13 protein-coding genes are annotated in these 15,572 nt (G+C 62.2%); 6 read left to right on the top strand and 7 right to left on the bottom strand.

The annotated features are described in order from the left end of the window. Positions 1–6: 6 nt before the first annotated feature. The 3 genes from AA098_RS13735 to AA098_RS13725 all read right to left on the bottom strand — a co-directional run bounded on the left by AA098_RS13735 (position 7) and on the right by AA098_RS13725 (position 2,218). Positions 7–528, bottom strand: coding sequence for an acyloxyacyl hydrolase (locus AA098_RS13735; RefSeq protein WP_004374308.1), 522 nt, complete (start codon positions 526–528; stop codon positions 7–9). A gap of 253 nt (positions 529–781) precedes the next feature. Then, positions 782–1,225: a hypothetical protein gene (locus AA098_RS13730; RefSeq protein WP_004374305.1), complete on the bottom strand. Its 444-nt coding sequence runs from the start codon at positions 1,223–1,225 to the stop codon at positions 782–784. A 126-nt stretch (positions 1,226–1,351) separates the two neighbouring features. Further along, positions 1,352–2,218, bottom strand: a complete 867-nt coding sequence (locus AA098_RS13725; protein ID WP_004374302.1) for a LysR family transcriptional regulator — start codon at positions 2,216–2,218, stop codon at positions 1,352–1,354. A 107-nt stretch (positions 2,219–2,325) separates the two neighbouring features. Between AA098_RS13725 and AA098_RS13720 the strand changes: the two genes are divergently transcribed. Then, complete coding sequence (locus AA098_RS13720; protein WP_004576278.1) at positions 2,326–3,711, top strand: aldehyde dehydrogenase family protein; 1,386 nt, start codon at positions 2,326–2,328, stop codon at positions 3,709–3,711. A 37-nt stretch (positions 3,712–3,748) separates the two neighbouring features. Here AA098_RS13720 and AA098_RS13715 read toward each other — a convergent pair whose 3' ends face one another. Then, positions 3,749–5,659, bottom strand: a complete 1,911-nt coding sequence (locus AA098_RS13715; RefSeq protein WP_004576279.1) for an AAA family ATPase — start codon at positions 5,657–5,659, stop codon at positions 3,749–3,751. 78 nt (positions 5,660–5,737) lie between these two features. After that, a complete protein-coding gene (locus AA098_RS13710) occupies positions 5,738–6,637 on the bottom strand; it encodes a helix-turn-helix domain-containing protein (protein WP_004374296.1) in 900 nt (299 codons plus the stop codon). A gap of 183 nt (positions 6,638–6,820) precedes the next feature. Between AA098_RS13710 and AA098_RS13705 the strand changes: the two genes are divergently transcribed. From AA098_RS13705 to AA098_RS13690, 4 genes are all read left to right on the top strand, one after another. After that, positions 6,821–8,179: a glutamine synthetase family protein gene (locus AA098_RS13705; RefSeq protein WP_004374294.1), complete on the top strand. Its 1,359-nt coding sequence runs from the start codon at positions 6,821–6,823 to the stop codon at positions 8,177–8,179. A gap of 81 nt (positions 8,180–8,260) precedes the next feature. Continuing rightward, positions 8,261–9,349 carry a polyamine ABC transporter substrate-binding protein gene (locus tag AA098_RS13700; protein ID WP_004374291.1) on the top strand — a complete coding sequence of 363 codons (1,089 nt, stop codon included), beginning with the start codon at positions 8,261–8,263 and terminating at the stop codon, positions 9,347–9,349. A gap of 13 nt (positions 9,350–9,362) precedes the next feature. Then, positions 9,363–10,658, top strand: a complete 1,296-nt coding sequence (locus AA098_RS13695) for an FAD-binding oxidoreductase (protein WP_064614387.1) — start codon at positions 9,363–9,365, stop codon at positions 10,656–10,658. 140 nt (positions 10,659–10,798) lie between these two features. Then, a complete protein-coding gene (locus AA098_RS13690) occupies positions 10,799–11,476 on the top strand; it encodes a DUF3313 domain-containing protein (protein ID WP_004374288.1) in 678 nt (225 codons plus the stop codon). Positions 11,477–11,545: 69 nt separating this feature from the next. On the opposite strand, the gene AA098_RS13685 is transcribed toward AA098_RS13690, so the two are convergent. Next, positions 11,546–12,922 (bottom strand): L-serine ammonia-lyase, encoded by a 1,377-nt coding sequence (locus AA098_RS13685; protein ID WP_064614385.1) that lies wholly within the window; start codon positions 12,920–12,922, stop codon positions 11,546–11,548. Between the two features lie 146 nt (positions 12,923–13,068). On the opposite strand from AA098_RS13685, the gene AA098_RS13680 reads away from it, so the two are divergent. Then, the gene (locus AA098_RS13680) at positions 13,069–14,010 is read left to right on the top strand and encodes a LysR substrate-binding domain-containing protein (RefSeq protein ID WP_014859593.1); all 942 of its coding nucleotides are present in this window, start codon (positions 13,069–13,071) and stop codon (positions 14,008–14,010) included. 33 nt (positions 14,011–14,043) lie between these two features. Here the strand turns inward: AA098_RS13680 and AA098_RS13675 are convergent, their stop codons facing one another. After that, complete coding sequence (locus AA098_RS13675; RefSeq protein ID WP_004374281.1) at positions 14,044–15,465, bottom strand: undecaprenyl-phosphate glucose phosphotransferase; 1,422 nt, start codon at positions 15,463–15,465, stop codon at positions 14,044–14,046. Positions 15,466–15,572 lie beyond the last annotated feature (107 nt).

Raw genomic sequence — 15,572 nt, 5'->3', positions numbered from 1 at the left:
GTCATGTCAGAACGCTGTGCTATAGAACAGCGAGTACGACTCTATGCCGTCGTTTGGCTGCTTTATACCGGCGTTGGAGTAGTGCATGGCACGGATGCCTACCTTCTGTTCTCCCGGCAACTTCAGGCCAAAGCCGATACGGTCTTCAAAGTTGACCGCCGACCCCAGTCGCTGGTCGCCCACGTCGGTCTTTGAAAACGCTGCCAGGCCAATACCTGCCTCGATGTAAGGCGTGTAGGTAAAGCCGCTGAACTCATACGTGAACACCGGGCTGAACGACAGCGAGTGCGCACCACTGGCATCGCCACCTTCCCAATAGGTGTAGGCCGCATCCCAGTAACCGCTCACATGGCCGGCGCTGCTTTCCAGCCATGTCTTGTCCCAGTCGAACGACAGGCCGATACGGTACGTCATGTCACCTTGGCCAGTGGCGCCCACGGCGCCTGATATCTGCGCAGCCTGAACCAGATCGGCCCCGGCAAAGGCCAGCACTGCAACGGCCAGCGAAGCGGCTAGACGGGTTTTCATCAACGACTCTCCTGATGGTCTACACGGCAAGCGGGGGCTTGGGCCCCTCGATGTTTTGCGCTGACCGGTGCATCCAGACCGGTCATACGAAGTAATACTTTTCTGATTATTGTCCAGATAATCAGAAAGTTGGAAGTATATTGCCACTATTGGCTAAAACACTCGGTAAAGATGTGCTTGCCGGGCACAGGCATTCGCGAGGCGTGACCTTACCCCAGGCAGGAGTACATCCGTACTCCTGCCTGTCTCTTCATCAACGCCAATTAAGGCTAACGGTCGTGGGGGCCTTGCCCGTGACGGCCGCCCACTGCTGCACCGCCTGACCTTGGGCATTGCCAATGACCTTGTATTTGCCGGGAGGCAGCTGCACATACAGCAGTGGCCCGGCATCGGCGACGCTGATCACGGGCTGGCCCTGGGCAGTCTGGATATCGACGGTGGCCCCGCTCTGGAACTTGCCTTCCGGGCCGGTCGAAAGCTCTACGTGCAGGTCATAACCCGTGGTCTTGCGCAGGGCATTGGCCTCGTCCTGGCCGATACCGCCCTGCAGGTAGCGCACGCCATTCTGCTCCTGCGGTTGCAACTGCACGGCCTGCATGTCGATGGGGGCATTGAGGTCGGCGGCGGCGGCCAGGGTCCATGGCAGGGCCAGGGTGATCAGTAAGGCTGCGCCGAGCGCATAGTGATGGTTACGCATGGTACGACCCTCCTTTCGAGGATGGCTTACCTAGCATTTGATCCTCCCAGCGAAGGGGTGTTCGTGCTGATGCCTGGTCATGGAGATGAAATTCACTTCAGATAATCAGGTTATCGAGTGAAAACATCAGCTTGCGCGGCCTTCTTCAAGCAACTTCACGAACATGCTCAAACTGCGCGAGACCGTCCCCCGTCGCCATACCAGCCAGGTTTTCAGATAGCGGAAGTCCTCCGACATTGGCCAGGCGCTGACGGTGCTGCACCCGGGCATATTGTCGAGCATGCTGCGCGGCAGCATGGCCAGGCCGGCACCCGCACTGACGCAGGCCAACATGCCGTGGTACGACTCCATTTCGTGGATCTTGCCCGGTACCGCCTGGTCCTGCACGAACCAGTTCTCGAAGTGATGGCGGTATGAACAGTTGGCACGGAAGGCGTAGATGCTTTCACCGTTCACGTCCTGGGCGCGGGTCACCGGTGTATGGTTGAGCGGCGCAATGACCATCATCTCTTCCTCGAACACCGGTATGCCCTCCAGCGTCGGGTGCAGCACCGGGCCGTCGACGAACGCGGCCACCAGGCGGCCAGACAGCACGCCTTCGAGCATGGTCCCGGAGGGCCCGGTGGACAGGTCAAGGTCAACCTTGGGGTAGCGTTGGTTGTAGGCGGCCAGCAGCGCCGGGATGCGCACCGCCGCCGTGCTTTCCAGCGATCCGAGGGCAAAGGTGCCCTGCGGGTCTTCACCCGCCACGGTCAGCCGCGCCTCATGGACCAGGTCGAGGATGCGCCGGGTGTATTCGAGGAAGTTCCAACCCGCAGGCGACAGGCGCAGGCGGCTCTTCTCCCGAATGAACAGTTCTACACCCAAGTCCTCCTCCAGTTGCTTGATGCGCGTAGTCAGGTTCGACGGCACCCGATGGATGTGCTGCGCGGCGGCGCTGATGCTGCCCTGCTCTGCCACGGCCTTGAAGATCTCCAGTTGCACCAGGTCCACAGGCATTCTCCAAACGTGAATGTTTCGCTCATTATTATTCAGTTTTCATTAAAGCCATAGCCCACTAGTCTGGCCTCATTGATTAACAACAACGAGAGTGTCCCGCCATGAGCGCGATCAGCAGCCTGACCCACGCCATCTCCCTCGACCCGTACAGCGGCGAGCAGATTGGCGCCTACCCGTTCGACACCGACGCCGCACTGGAAGCGGCGCTGCAACGTGCCAAGGTTGGCTATCGCCAGTGGCGCCAGGTGTCGCTGGGTCAGCGCAGCGAGTACCTGCTGGCCCTGGCCGGTACCCTCGAAGCCAAGGCTGAAGCTTTCGCGCACATGATCAGCCGTGAAATTGGCAAGCCGATCGCCCAGGCCCGTGGTGAAGTCGCCAAATGCGTTGGCCTGTGCCGCTGGTACGCCGAGCACGGCCCGGCCATGCTCGCCGCCGAGCCGACCCAGGTAGAAAAAGCCCGTATCGAATACCGCCCGCTGGGCCCGATCCTGGCCGTGATGCCGTGGAACTTCCCGGTCTGGCAGGTGCTGCGCGGCGCCGTGCCGGCGATTCTGGCGGGTAACACCTACGTGCTCAAGCACGCACCGAACGTAATGGGCAGCGCCTACCTGATGGGTGAGCTGTTCAAGGATGCCGGCCTGCCGGAAGGCGTGTTCGAAGTGTTGAACGTGACCCCGGATGGCGTCACCCGCGCCATCAACGATCCGCGCATCGCCGCCGTGACCCTGACCGGCAGCGTGCGTGCCGGCATGGCGATTGGTGCACAGGCCGGTGCCGCGCTGAAGAAGTGCGTGTTGGAGCTGGGTGGCTCCGATCCCTTCATCGTGCTGGCCGATGCCGACCTGGATGCTGCCGTCCAGGCCGCGGTGATAGGCCGCTACCAGAACACCGGCCAGGTGTGCGCCGCCGCCAAGCGCCTGATCGTGGAAGCCAGCATCGTCGATGCGTTCACCCACAAGTTCGTTGAAGCCACTCGCCAGTTGAAAGTCGGCAACCCGCTGGAGGACGACACCTATATCGGCCCGATGGCCCGCTATGACCTGCGCGACGAGTTGGACGGCCAGGTTCAGGCGACGTTGGCCGAAGGCGCCACGTTGCTGCTGGGCGGCAACAAGGTCGAAGGCGTGGCCAACTTCTACGCGCCGACGGTGTTCGCCAATGTCACCCCGGACATGACCGCGTTCAAGCAGGAGCTGTTCGGCCCGGTAGCGGCGATCATCACTGCACGCGATGCTGACCATGCCGTGGAACTGGCCAACGACAGCGAGTTTGGCCTGGCCTCGACCATCTACACAGCCGACTATGCGCTGGCCGAACGCATGACCGCCGCACTGGATACCGGCGGCGTGTTCATCAACGGCTACTGCGCTTCCGACCCCCGCGTGGCGTTTGGTGGCGTGAAGAAGAGTGGTTTCGGCCGTGAGCTGTCGCACTTTGGTGTGCGCGAGTTCACCAATGCCCAGACCGTGTGGCTGGACCGTAACTGATTCATGACCCTGGGGCTGCTTTGCAGCCCCAGCTGCGTCAATCCCGAACCTGGTCCTTGACCCAGTCCAGCATCCCCCCCGGCACGATCAGTTCATGCCGCGCCCGCGAACAGGCGGTATACAACCCCGCCAGCATACGCGCCCGTTCATTGCGGTTACCCGCCACCTGCGGCGCCACCATCAGCTCCGGCGACACCATTACCCGGGCAAACTCCATGTTCTTCACATCCCGTACTCGCCCCAGGAACAGCTTCGGCGCCTTGTCCCAGCGGTAACGGCTCTTGGCCTTGGCAAAGTGCTCCGGCGTGTAGCCCTTGCGCAGCATATTGGCCACGGCGACGAACGCTTTGTCATCGCCCTTGTCCTGTTCCAGCGCCTGCCAGCTGGCATAGCGGAACAGCATCGGGTGGCGCGGCCGGGTGCCGTAGCGGTACAGCTCGATGCAGTCCTCGACGAACAGTTCAAAGTCCTTGCGAGCGCTTTTCAGCAACAAGAACGGCACCCCCTGATGCGTCAGGCGCTGGAACCAGCCAAACAGGCCCCATTCATCATCGACGATAAGCGCCGTGGGCTGTTCCGGCACCATCACCGTATCGAAGAAACTGACCCGGGTGTAGTGCTCGGCGTTGCCACTGAAGGCCGCCTGGATCGTGGCCGGGTGCGCCTGGATCAGCGGGTTGAGCACATTGTCCATTGCCGGCCCGGCGCGCAGTGAATGGTCGATGCAGCGTTGCCGGATGAAGCTGCCATGGTGCGGGCTGAGGCCGTTGAGGTTCTGCAGTTCGTCACCCAGGGTAATGATCGACTGCGGACTGCGATCGAGTACCGCCAGCATCGGTGCCGACAGCTCGTGGGCCTCGTCGACGATGACATGGGTGTAACGGCTGTCGATCACATGCTCGGTCAGCGACAGCAGCTTGACCCGGTGGTAGTCACGCACCGGTAGCTGAATGTCCCGCGCCGACGGGCGAATCAGCTCTTGCCAGTACAGACGCGCCTTTTCCAGCAGCACCTCCTGATCCAGCGGCGAGGTGCCAGGCCCGGCCCAGGGCAAGTGATGCAGCTGAAGCTGGGTATCGGCACTGTGGCAGAACGTGCGCACGGCGCGGATGCACAAGGCAACCACGTCACGCGCTGCGAGCGGGCCGATATCAGGGATGGCCAGCCAGCGCACCACTTGCGCTTCCTGGGGGCGCCAGGACAGCTTGGTGCGGTATGGATCGCGCAATCGCCAGCCGTTGCTGGTGAGGTCACGGTTGAGCAGCTCGTCAGCCAATTGGCCGAAGGTCAGCGCGGTATAGGCGGCAGCGTCCTTGACCCGCGCCTGCAGCGCGCGCAACTGCCCTTCGGTCAAGGCCAGCAGCAAGGTGCGCTGTGGCTCCAGCAGCCGGGCGAACTGGTGAATCAGGAAGGTCTTGCCGGTGCCGGCGAAACCTTGCACAGCCACCGACTCGTCGACGCCACTGAGGAATTCACGCAGCAGGCGGTTCTGCTGGTCGCTGAGCATCAAATCACTGGCCAGCGACGGCAGGTACACTGGGTGCAGCGGCGTGGCCCGTTGGCGGTAGCGGTCGGCGAACTGGAAGTTCCACTGGCCTTCGTCGTCCAGCCATTCGTCCGCCTGGTACTCCACTTCGGCCGACAGCAGTGCAATGCCATTTTCGCCCAGCATGCCCAGGCCCATGGCGAACGCTTCGCGATCGAATTGCTGCGCTACCTGGGCCTGGAAGCGCCCGGGGGCGACACCTTCGACTTCGTTTGCGATGCGCACGATTTCGGCGAAACGACGCTCCTGCGCGTCGGCCGACGCGGTGGCAGGCTGGCGTGGCAGGTTTTGCACGAACAGCACGGCAGCGGCATCGAGCACACTGGCGGTGGTGAAGAACTCGGTTACGGCGGCGCTGGCGAGGCGGTCAGCCTGGTCGCTGGGCAAAGGCAGGTAGAACATCGGCACCTCGGGTGAAATCAGGGCGGCACGATAGCAACTTTCGGCACGAGATGCTGGGTTCAGTTTTGGCGTGCCCCCTCAACCCCTGCCCCGTCTCAACGTCTCGCTCGGAAACTCCTTGAACAACTGCCGGTAACTCTCTGAAAATCTTCCCAAATGCCAGAACGACCAACGCATCGCCACCTCGGCGACAGTCACCCCTCCTCCCCGCAAAAGATCGCGCCGCGCGCCGTTCAACCGGCGCAGCCGCAACCAGTGCGCAGGCGGCATGCCGGTGAATGCTTTGAACGCCTGCTGCAACTGACGCAATGAAACCCCGGCAACCTCCGCCAGCTCCACCAGGTTCAGCGTTTCTTCCGGGCAGTCGGCCGCCCATTCGCTGACCCGGTGCATGATCGCCCTTTCCTCGTCCCGCCGCCCCAGGGCCACGCCCTGTAAACGCTGGCTGGCGTTGTCAAGAATGAACAGGCAGTCCTCCAGCAACTGCTCAGCCAGGGCCTGCCCCTGCAACGGGCAACCCTCCTCGCCCAGCCGGGTCAAGGTGGCGCTGAGCCAGCTGCCGAACAGCGCATTCTGGCCGCTGCCCAATGGCACCATGAACAACCCTTCCAGACGCTGCGGGTCTAGCCCATGGCGGGCCAGGAACGCCTGGTCGAACACGACCGCCACTTCGTGGTAGTTCTCCGGTGTGATCCAGATATTGCGACTTTGTTCGTTCAGCAGGTACAGGCTGTTCTCGCTGCGGTCGAAGCAAAACGCCAACGAGCCGCTTGGCGCGCGGAAAAACTGCTCCACCCGGGTGTTCAGGCGCTCTTCGTACACCTCCACACCCTCCAGCCCCAGACAACGCAGCTCACCGCTGAAGTACCCGGGCGACATCTGCCGGTACTGCTGCTGCCAGCCAGGGGTGGCGCGCACTTGCTCGGTGACGTCAGTGGTGTGGAAAGCCTGGACCTTCAACGCATTGGCGGTTGTCACACATCGTCCTGTATGCACTCTTTTGGTGCATTCGATACTGAAGAAAGTGGATAGATTGCCCCGGGGGGCTGCGACCAAGATAGTCTGCAGCGCGTCACCTGGGAAGCGTAACGCCTTCGCAACTGTTCAACGGTTTTCGCAAGCGCCCACGCTCCCCCACTAAAACCCAACCAAGAGGTCTGTATGAACGCCCCCTTCGATCAGCTGTCCACCTGGCTGAAAGAACACCGGATCACCGAAGTCGAATGCGTGATCAGCGACTTGACCGGCATCGCCCGCGGCAAGATTGCGCCCACCGCCAAGTTCCTCCATGAGCGAGGCATGCGCCTGCCAGAAAGCGTGCTGCTGCAGACGGTCACCGGCGACTACGTCGACGATGACATCTATTACAACCTGCTCGACGCCGCCGACATCGACATGGTCTGCCGCCCCGATCCCACCGCCGTTTACCAGATCCCGTGGGCGATCGAGCCAACCGCGATCGTGATCCACGACACCTTCGACAAGCAAGGCAACCCTATCGAGCTTTCGCCACGCAACGTGCTGAAGAAGGTGCTCAAGCTGTACGCCGACAAGGGCTGGCAGCCGATCGTCGCGCCCGAGATGGAGTTCTACCTGACCAAGCGCTGCGAAGACCCGGATTTGCCACTGCAGGTACCACTGGGGCGTTCCGGCCGTGCTGAAAGTGGCCGTCAGTCGTTCTCGATCGACGCCGCCAACGAATTCGACCCCCTGTTCGAGGACGTCTACGACTGGTGCGAGATCCAGGGCCTGGACCTGGATACGCTGATCCACGAAGACGGCCCGGCGCAGATGGAAATCAACTTCCGTCACGGCGACGCGCTGGACCTGGCCGACCAGATCACCGTGTTCAAGCGCACCATGCGCGAGGCCGCGCTCAAGCACAACGTGGCCGCCACGTTCATGGCCAAGCCGATCACCGATGAACCAGGCAGTGCCATGCACCTGCACCAGAGCGTGGTCGACATCGCCACTGGCAAACCGATCTTCGCCAACGAAGACGGCAGCATGAGCCCGCTGTTTCTGCATCACATCGGCGGCTTGCAGAAGTACATCCCCAAGCTGCTGCCGATGTTCGCGCCCAACGTCAACTCGTTCCGCCGCTTCCTGCCGGATACCTCGGCACCGGTCAACGTCGAGTGGGGCGAAGAAAACCGCACGGCCGGCCTGCGTGTGCCCACGTCCAGCCCTGAGGCGATGCGGGTGGAAAACCGTCTGCCGGGCGCCGATGCCAACCCTTACCTGGCCATCGCTGCCAGCCTGCTGTGCGGCTACCTGGGCATGGTCGAGCAGATCGACCCTAGCGCACCGGTGCAGGGCCGCGCCTATGAGCGACGCAACCTGCGCCTGCCGATCACCATCGAGGATGCGCTGCAGCACATGGAAGACTGCGAAACCGTGCAGCAGTACCTGGGCAAGCAGTTCGTCCAGGGCTACGTGGCGGTCAAGCGCGCCGAGCACGAGAACTACAAGCGCGTCATCAGCTCATGGGAGCGTGAATTCCTGATGCTGAGTGTCTGATCCACCGCGAGGGGTGCTTTGCACCCCATGCACAGGCAAGCCTGCTCTGAACTCCAAGAACAAGACCAACGAGGTGTTCCCATGCGTCATCTGCAAGCCCTGATCCCCGCTGCATTCACCCTGCTGTTCGCCACCACCACCCAGGCCGCGCCCACGGTCAGTGTGTACAACTGGACCGACTACATCGGTGACACCACCCTGGCCGACTTCCAGGCCAGCAGCGGAATCAAGGTGGTCTATGACGTGTTCGACTCCAACGAAACCCTTGAAGGCAAGCTGTTGGCCGGGCGCACGGGTTATGACGTGGTGGTACCGTCCAACCACTTCCTCGCCCGCCAGGCCCAGGCCGGCGCCTTCCTGCCGCTGGACCGCAGCAAGCTGCCGAACTGGCAGCACCTGGACCCCAAACTGCTCAAGCAACTTGAACAGAACGACCCCGGCAACCAGTACGCCGTGCCTTACCTGTGGGGCACCAATGGCATCGGCTACAACGTCGACAAGGTCAAGGCGGCACTGGGTGTGGACCATATCGACTCATGGGCGGTGCTGTTCGAGCCCGAGAACCTGAAAAAGCTCAAGCAGTGCGGCGTGGCATTCATGGACTCGCCCGATGAACTGTTCCCGGCCGTGCTCAACTACCTGGGCATGGACCCGCGCAGCGAAAAACCGGGCGACTACGCCAAGGCCGAGGCCCGCCTGCTCGAACTGCGCCCCTATATCACCTACTTCCACTCCTCCAAGTACGTCTCTGACCTTGCGAACGGCGATGTCTGCGTAGCGTTCGGCTACTCCGGCGACGTGTTCCAGGCCGCCAACCGCGCCGTAGAGGCGAAAAACGGCGTGAAGGTTGCCTACAGCATTCCCAAGGAAGGCAGCAACCTGTGGTTCGACCTGCTGGCCATCCCCAAGGACGCCAACAACCCCGAGCAGGCCCTGGCGTTCATCAACTACCTGCTCGACCCCAAAGTGATTGCCAAGGTCAGCGCCACGGTCGGCTATGCCAACGCCAACCCGGACGCCAAGGCCTACATGGATGCATCGCTGGTGAACAACCCCGAGATCTACCCACCCCAGGAGGTGCTGGACAAGCTGTACATCTCCAGCACCCCAAGCCCAAAAATCATGCGCGTCATGACCCGCTCCTGGAGCAAGATCAAGTCCAACCGCTGAGTCGAGAACGCTCATGTCTTTCAATACCCAACACACCGCCTCGTACTACGCCGCCACCGCGCGCGACGCGGCACCCTACCCCAGCCTGGACAGCGAACTGACGGCCGACGTATCCGTGATCGGCGGCGGACTGACTGGGGTCAATACAGCCCTGGAGCTGGCCGAGCGCGGCCTCTCGGTGGTACTGCTGGAAGCCCGACGCATCGGCTGGGGCGCCAGTGGGCGCAATGGCGGCCAGCTGATTCGCGGTATCGGCCATGATGTCAGCGGCTTTGCCCGGCATGTTGGCCAGGACGGTGTGCGCTACCTGAAGCAGGCCGGCATCGACTCAGTGGAACTGGTGGCCGAGCGCATCGCCCGCTACGGCATTGCCTGCGACCTGCGCTGGGGCTTCTGCGAACTGGCCAACACCACGGCGCAGTTCGCGGCCTTCAAGGAGGAACAGGACGACCTGGCCGCCCTGGGCTATCGCCATGAAACACGCCTGGTCAGCGCCGGGCAGTTGAACGAGATCGTCGCCAGCGACCAGTACGCTGGCGGCCTGGTCGACATGGGCTCGGGCCACCTGCACCCACTTGACCTGGTCCAGGGCGAAGCCCGTGCGGCCCACAGCCTGGGCGTGCGCATTTTCGAGCAAAGCCCGGTGCTGCGTATTGAGCACGGGCCCAGGTTGACGCTGCACACGGCGCGCGGCAAGGTGCGCGCAAGCAGCCTGGTGCTGGGCTGCAATGCGCACCTCGATGAACTGGAACCGCGCCTGAGCGGCAAGGTACTGCCGGCCGGCAGCTATGTGGTGGCCACCGAACCCTTGCCCGAAGCGCTGGCCAGCAGCCTGATCCCGCAGAACATGGCGCTGTGCGACCAGAAGGTCGGCCTGGACTACTACCGCCTCACCGCAGACCGCCGCTTGCTGTTCGGTGGCGCCTGCCACTATTCCGGGCGCGACCCTAAAGACATCGGCGCGTACATGCGGCCGAAGGTATTGAAGGTGTTCCCGCAACTGGCCAACGTGCGTATCGACTACCAGTGGGGTGGCATGATTGGTATCACCGCCAACCGTTTCCCCCAGGTCGGGCGCCTGAACCAGCACCCCAACGTGTATTACGCCCAGGGCTATTCAGGCCACGGGCTGAACGTGACGCACTGGACGGCGAAACTGCTGGCCGAAAGCATCGCCCTCGGCCACAGCCACGGCCTGGATGTGTTCAGCGCCGTGCCGCACCTGACCTTCCCCGGCGGCAAGGCCCTGCGCTCACCCCTGCTGGCACTGGGCATGTTGTGGTACCGCTTGCGTGAGGCCCTGGGTTGAGTGGGCCACAACGTTTGCAGCGCCCCTCAGGGCGAGCCACGCACTGTGTTCTTTTCAAAGAGGATTGCCCCGTCCACTGGCCAACTGCCTCGCACCTGCTAGCGTTGTTGAGGCCGACCTCTCACGGATGCCTTTTCATCATGAAATCATTGCCTCGCATTACCCTGTTGTGCGCCGCGCTGCTTGCCGTGGCCGCCTGCTCCAGCAACCGCGTGGACCCCAAGGATTACTCCGGCTTCCTCAAAGACTACAGCCGGCTGCAAGAGGCCAAGAGCCCGTCGGGTGACCCGGTCATGCGCTGGATCGACCCCAAGGTCAATATCAATCAATACAGCCAGGTATTCGTCGAGCCAAGCCAGTTCTACCCCAAGCCGCAGCCCACAGCGGTTATCTCGCAGCAGACGCTGCAGGAAATCACCCGCTACTTCAACGAGGCCCTGCGCCGCGAAATGGGCAGCGTGATGCCGTTGGCCAAGGGGCCTGGCCCGGGCGTGATCGTGGTACGCCCGGCGATCACGGCAGTGTCCACCAGTAACGAGGGCCTCAAGCCTTACGAGGTGATCCCTATCGCGCTTATCGCGGCGGGAGTGAATACCGCCATGGGTGGACGTGACCAGGACGTGGATGTCGGTGTGGAGGCAGCGTTCCTGGACGGCGCCAGCCAGAAGGTACTGGCCCAGGTGGTCCGCAAGGGCGCGGGCCAGGAACTGGAGAACGATACCCAGAAGCTGACCTTGAATGACGTCAAGCCGGTGCTCGATGGCTGGGCCAAAGACATGCGTGCGAGCTTCCTGGCAGCCAAGCAGAAAGGCCGCTGAGTCCGTCGCAACCGGGTTCAGGAGCGGCCCATCGTGACACAAGGCCGCTCCAGTTGACCGCATTAAAACTCAGCACTCGACAAAAGCGACCGCCAAACCGCCGCGCGAGGTTTCCTTGTAATTGGCATGCATGTCCGCCCCGGTATCACGCATGGTGCGGATCACCCGGTCGAGCGAGATGAAGTGCTCGCCATCCCCCCGCAGCGCCATCTGCACAGCGTTGATCGCCTTGACCGCAGCAATCGCATTGCGCTCGATGCACGGCACCTGCACCAGGCCGCCCACCGGGTCGCAGGTCAGCCCAAGGTTGTGCTCCAGGGCAATTTCGGCGGCGTTTTCAAGCTGGGGCGGCGTAGCACCCAGTACCTGCGCCAAGCCGGCAGCAGCCATCGAACAGGCTGAGCCCACCTCCCCCTGACAACCCACCTCGGCACCGGAAATCGAGGCGTTCTTTTTGCACAGGATGCCAACCGCCGCTGCGCCAAGCAGGAAGTCCACCACATCAGCATCGCAGGCACCGGAGTTGAACTTCATGTAGTAGTGCAACACCGCCGGGATAATGCCGGCTGCCCCGTTGGTGGGCGCGGTAACCATACGCCCACCGGCGGCATTCTCTTCATTGACCGCCAAGGCGAACAGGTTGACCCACTCCATGGCGCCAAGGGTCGAGCCGATCACGTTGGGCTTGCCCAACTCCTGCAGGCTGCGATGCAACCGCGCGGCGCGGCGCTTGACGTGCAAGCCGCCCGGCAGGACGCCCTCGTTGCGCAGGCCGTTCGCCACGCACTCACGCATGGCCGCCCAGATGCGCAGCAAGCCTTCGCGCACCTCGGCCTCCGGGCGCCAGGCGCACTCGTTGGCCATCATCAGTTGCGCCACGCTCAGGTTGTGGGCCTTGCACAAAGCCAGCAGTTGGGCACCACTGTCGAATTCATAAGGCAGCATCACGGCATTCGTGTCGCTTGCCGGCGCATCGATCTCGGCTTGCTCGACGATGAAGCCGCCGCCCACCGAAAAATAGGTCTGGCTCAACAGGCTGTGCTGCCCGTCCATGGCTTCCAGGCTCATGGCATTGGGGTGATAAGGCAGGCTCTCGTCGAGCAGCAGCATGTCACGGCCATAGTCGAAGGCCAGCGGATGGCTACCGTCGAGCATCAGGCAGTGCTCTTGCAGGACCTGTCCGATGCGCGACTCGATCGTGGACGGGTCGATACGGTCCGGCCACTGGCCCATCAAGCCTAGCAGGCACGCGCGGTCGGTGGCATGGCCAACCCCGGTAGCCGACAGCGAGCCATACAGCCGCACTTGCACGCGCGTTACCCGCGCCAGCACCCCCTGCTCACGCAAGGCCTGGGCAAAGGTGGCCGCCGCCCGCATCGGGCCCACGGTATGGGAACTGGACGGCCCGATGCCAATTTTGAAAAGGTCGAAAACACTGATAGCCATGCTAATGCCTGAGCCTACCCTGATATGCATCCAGGGTACGGTTGTCTGAAGAAATTGAGCGTTATTGCGAACTTGCGCGATACTGCCGCGCTGGCTCACGGATGACCAACGAAACCTCCTAAGCAAGCCTTTAGTGGTACTAAACGATGCGACGACAACTCAATGGTCAGATGTTCGTCTGGCTGCATGTATTTGCCTGCGCAGCCCGGCACTTGTCCTTCACCCGCTGCGCCGAAGAGCTGCACATCACCCCGGGCGCGGTCAGCCAGCAGATGCGCCAACTGGAAGAGCGCCTGGGCTACCGGCTGTTCCTGCGCCGGGCGCGCGGCGTGGAGCTGAGCGCCGAGGGGCAACGCCTGGCCCAGACGGTGGCTGAGGCCTACGGCAGTATCGAAGCCGAGCTGCTGCGGCTGGACGCGGGGGAAATCCGCGGCACATTGCGTGTGCGTTCGATCCCCTCGTTCCTGGCCAAATGGCTCACGCCGCGCTTGCCGCGTTTTCAACAGCGCTACCCGGATATCGAACTGCGCCTGGTCGCCGAAGACAGCGCCCAGGCGCTGACCCCGGGTGACTTCGACCTGGCCATCGACCTGAACGATGGTAGCTACCCAGGCATGCTCTCGACGCCGCTGCTGGACGAGCAGATCTTCCCGGTGTGCTCACCTGGCCTGCTGCGCGGGCGCCCGCCGCTACACGGCCCCGCTGACCTGGCGCACTACCCGCTGCTGCATGACATCACCGCCTGGCGTGGCAGTTCGGAATATGCCGAGTGGGAGTTCTACCTGGAAGGCATCGGCGCCGCCGGCCTGGATGTGCGGCGCGGGCACACTTTCAACCGCAACCACCTGACCATCGAGGCGGCGATTGCCGGTATCGGCGTGGCGATTGCACGACGCACGCTGCTCAATGACGAACTGGAGCGCGGCGCATTGATCGTGCCCTTTGGTGTACCGATCGCCAACCACAAGCGTTATGTGGTGCATTACCCGCCTGGCGGCTTGAACCAGCCAGGTGCGCGGGCGGTGCATGACTGGCTGGTGGAAGAAGCGCGGGGGTTCAGGGCGTTGCATCCGTTGAACAAGGAATAGCCACTTGGGCGCGCTTGAGCAGGAGCGCTTCGCTCAATAAGCCTGCTTACCGGTGAAGGCATTGAGCGTGCGCACCAGGATCACGAAGTCCAGCCACAACGACCAGTTGTTGATGTACTCGATGTCCGAGTCGACTCGCTGGATCATTTGCTCGATATCCTTGGTCTCCCCCCTGAACCCGCGCACCTGCGCCAAACCTGTCATGCCGGGCTTGATATTGTGGCGGGCAAAGTAGTCAACGATATCCTGCGAATACAAGGTGTCATGTTGCAAGGCATGCGGCCGCGGCCCTACCAGGGACATTTCCCCGGTCAGCACATTGAACAATTGTGGCAGTTCATCAAGGCTTGTACGCCGGATAAAGGCGCCGACCCGGGTCAACCGTGGGTCATTCTTCTGCGCCTGCTTGACCACACCTGCTTCCGGTTGGTGAACATGCATGCTGCGAAACTTCCAGATACGGAACGATTCTCCTGTCCAGCCGGTACGTTCCTGGCGGAAGAACACCGGCCCGCGGCTGTCGATCTTGATGGCCAGCGCAACAGCCAGCAACACAGGTGATGCAAACAGCAAAATCAACGCGGCCAGCACCCGGTCCTCAAGGTTTTTCAAGAACAGGCTCATGCCCGTCAAGGGTGTCTCCGACAAGGTCAGCACCGGAATGCCGGCAATTTCCCGCACGCTGTGGTTGATCAGGCGCAACGAGAAGATATCCGGCACCCAGTTCACCGCAATGCACTTGTCGAGCAACTTGAAGTAAACGTCGTTGATGACCTCGGAGCCACCCAGTGGCGTCACCAGGTACACCGTACGAATACCGTGTTGGGCCACCAGCTCGTCGAGGTCGCCAATATGCCCCAGCACTGGCAGGCGCTGCTTGCCCTCGGCACTCTCCAACCCCTGCCCATCGCCTTTGTCGAGCAGCACGCAGCCCAGCACTCGTTCGCCAAACCACGGGTTGTTGCTGATTTTCTGATACAGGAAGTTGGCCAGGTCACCGTTGCCGATGATCAGGGCATTGTCCAGGCGTGCATGCGCGCTAAAGCGCTTTTGCAGTTCGCGCACGGCAAAATGCAAGAATAGCTGGGCGACATAACCAATGACGAACAGTTGCACCACCAATAGCCGTGAATAGGTTTCGCTCTGTTTGGTCAGGAACGCCATGACGACCAGGAAGCAAAACGTTGCCGACCAGGCCTTGAACAGGCGGAACGCCTTGATCGACAGCCCGACGTTGGTGCGGTAGATGGCGTAATGATCATAAATGACTGCCAGTGCGCCAATCAGCAACAGCAGCATGATCACGTAATCGGATGTGATATAGCCGAACTGGTCGTAGATCAGGTACCAGGCAATACCGGTGACGGCAATACCATCGAGGCCGGCCTGAATGGCGTTACTGACACTGCTTCTTCTCTGGAGTAAGGAACGACTGCTTCTGGGTTCGAAAACCATTTCAGACCTCATCAAAATGAGCGTAGCAAGTGCCTTCCATCAAACAGCAAGTCTTGAAAACAGGTTACGCAAAACCCGTGCAGCAGGCGCGTAGCGCCCTCAAGCGA

It is taken from the genome of Pseudomonas sp. JY-Q (genome assembly GCF_001655295.1).
In the GTDB taxonomy this organism is placed as follows: Bacteria; Pseudomonadota; Gammaproteobacteria; order Pseudomonadales; family Pseudomonadaceae; genus Aquipseudomonas; species Aquipseudomonas alloputida.
Note: the sequence above shows the minus strand (reverse complement) of the source record. Positions and strands in the feature narration are given on the sequence as shown.

Bases quoted from the DNA above. Each gene is read 5' to 3' on its own strand.
- AA098_RS13735 (WP_004374308.1), bottom strand. From the start codon at position 528: ATGAAAACCCGTCTAGCCGCTTCGCTGGCCGTTGCAGTGCTGGCCTTT.
- AA098_RS13730 (WP_004374305.1), bottom strand. From the start codon at position 1,225: ATGCGTAACCATCACTATGCGCTCGGCGCAGCCTTACTGATCACCCTG.
- AA098_RS13720 (WP_004576278.1), top strand. From the start codon at position 2,326: ATGAGCGCGATCAGCAGCCTGACCCACGCCATCTCCCTCGACCCGTAC.
- AA098_RS13715 (WP_004576279.1), bottom strand. From the start codon at position 5,659: ATGTTCTACCTGCCTTTGCCCAGCGACCAGGCTGACCGCCTCGCCAGC.
- AA098_RS13705 (WP_004374294.1), top strand. From the start codon at position 6,821: ATGAACGCCCCCTTCGATCAGCTGTCCACCTGGCTGAAAGAACACCGG.
- AA098_RS13700 (WP_004374291.1), top strand. From the start codon at position 8,261: ATGCGTCATCTGCAAGCCCTGATCCCCGCTGCATTCACCCTGCTGTTC.
- AA098_RS13695 (WP_064614387.1), top strand. From the start codon at position 9,363: ATGTCTTTCAATACCCAACACACCGCCTCGTACTACGCCGCCACCGCG.
- AA098_RS13690 (WP_004374288.1), top strand. From the start codon at position 10,799: ATGAAATCATTGCCTCGCATTACCCTGTTGTGCGCCGCGCTGCTTGCC.
- AA098_RS13685 (WP_064614385.1), bottom strand. From the start codon at position 12,922: ATGGCTATCAGTGTTTTCGACCTTTTCAAAATTGGCATCGGGCCGTCC.
- AA098_RS13680 (WP_014859593.1), top strand. From the start codon at position 13,069: ATGCGACGACAACTCAATGGTCAGATGTTCGTCTGGCTGCATGTATTT.
- AA098_RS13675 (WP_004374281.1), bottom strand. From the start codon at position 15,465: ATGGTTTTCGAACCCAGAAGCAGTCGTTCCTTACTCCAGAGAAGAAGC.